Here is a 1,689-nt window from a genome sequence, read left to right on the forward strand (position 1 = left end):
AGCCTTGATCCACCGAGGTGGTTCGAGAGTGATCTTCTGATCGATTTCTGCGTCCGTTTTGGGCTGGTGGCCGGATGTGGACAGGTGGTATCTGCTGGTCTGCCCAGCTTTTCCACGGGTTCGGTTCCGGTCGGGCCCTGGTGGGCGGGGTGGACAAGGGGCTGTCAGACGGATCCGGGTGATGGGCCGTGGACCGTGTCGAGCAGGCGTGTCCAGGCGTGCCGCCAGGGCCAGTTGTTCGGTAGGTGCAGGGTGATGCGGCGGGCTGAGCGAGCGATCCGGGCGGGAACGTTGACCAGGTGCGAGCGGAGGGTTGCGGTGGTGGCCCTGGCGTGGAACGCGGAGGCCAGGGCGCCGGCGGCCCGCAGCAGGTTGTAGGCCATCGCCCACAGGGTCAGCCAGGCCGCGTTGGCGTGGAAGTGCCCGGACGGCAGATGGGCCAGGGCGGAGGCCTTGCTGTCGGCGATGACCTGCTCGATGACGGCGTGGTGGCGGTGCTCCCGCTCGGCCCGCAGCGTTGCGGCGGGCTGGTCGGTGAAGAAGGGGTGGTAGCGCCAGACCGGGAAGAGTTCGCCCTGGTCGCCCACGACGGCGGGTTTGGCCAGGTCACGGACCCGGCGCACGATCAGTCGGGCGGTGACCCGATCTGCTTTCTTCCGGCCGGCGAACGCGGTGTAGGCGGGTATCTCGGCGACTTCGGCGTCCGAGATGAGTTCACCGGTCTCGGGGTCGGGCACCGCGGTCGGGTACGTGATCTGCTGCCAGGCGTCGTTGGGGATGCCGAGGACGGCCCGTTGGACGGAGGGGTTCATCCCGCAGGTGATCGAGAAGTGGGCTCCGGCCCGGCGGCAGGCGGCGATCACCCCGGCGTTGTAGAACTGCGAGTCGGCCCGCAGGATACGGGTCCCGGTGCAGCCGGCCTCTCGGGCGGTGGCCAGCGCCTCGCTCACGAATTTCGGGGCGCCCCGGGAGTCTGCTGCCTTGCCGCGTCGCATCCGTGCTCCGGCGATCACCGGCCTCGACTGGGGTGTGCAGACCGTGGCGAGGAGCGGGTGCAGGGTGCGGATGCCCTTGAACCGGCCGTACTCGGCGCCCTGTTTGGCCCTGCCGTAGACCCGCTTGTGGGTGGAGTCGACGTCGACGAAAGCCACCTCGCCCGCGCCCGGCAGCAGCGGGGTGTGCGTGGCCAGTTCCGCGAGGAACCTGCGGTGCACAGCGTGGAGTTGAAGAGCGTGTCCGTGGGTGAACGCACGCAGGAACGTGCCCAGCGTGGACGGGGCGCGAATACCGCCGAACACCGCCGGCATCGCTCCGTGGCGCAACATCGCCAGATCGTCGATGCTGTCCGCGCCCGCGGCCATGCCCGCGACGATGCTGGTGACCTTGGCGTCCGCCGCCGCACCCGCCCCGTTCTTCGCCCCGGTCAGCTTCACCCTCCCCGTCACCAGCCGCGACAGCCCGCACCGCTCGGCCAGCCGCAGCACCGGGACCAGCCCAGCCTGCGCGATCAGATTCGGATCATCGAACGCAGCGGATACCGCCGCCGGCGTATGGGAAACTTGCATCTCGGAAGTGCCTTGCCGATTGTGCGTGCTGGAAGCCTCAAGAACTCCCATCATCGCAGGTCACAAGGCACTTCCTCGTTTCAAGAAGAGTTATCCACAGACATCGAATCGGTGGATCAAGGCT

General features: G+C 68.4%; 1 protein-coding gene. It reads right to left on the reverse strand.

Annotation, left to right across the window (positions count from 1 at the left end):
- Positions 1 to 164: 164 nt before the first annotated feature.
- Positions 165 to 1,565 carry an IS1380 family transposase gene (locus tag JL475_RS38930; RefSeq protein WP_202282914.1) on the reverse strand — a complete coding sequence of 467 codons (1,401 nt, stop codon included), beginning with the start codon at positions 1,563 to 1,565 and terminating at the stop codon, positions 165 to 167.
- Positions 1,566 to 1,689: the final 124 nt, after the last annotated feature.

Origin of the sequence: Streptomyces sp. M2CJ-2 (assembly GCF_016757295.1) — a bacterium.
Lineage (GTDB): Bacteria > Actinomycetota > Actinomycetes > Streptomycetales > Streptomycetaceae > Streptomyces.

Bases quoted from the DNA above. Each gene is read 5' to 3' on its own strand.
- JL475_RS38930 (WP_202282914.1), bottom strand. From the start codon at position 1,565: ATGCAAGTTTCCCATACGCCGGCGGCGGTATCCGCTGCGTTCGATGAT.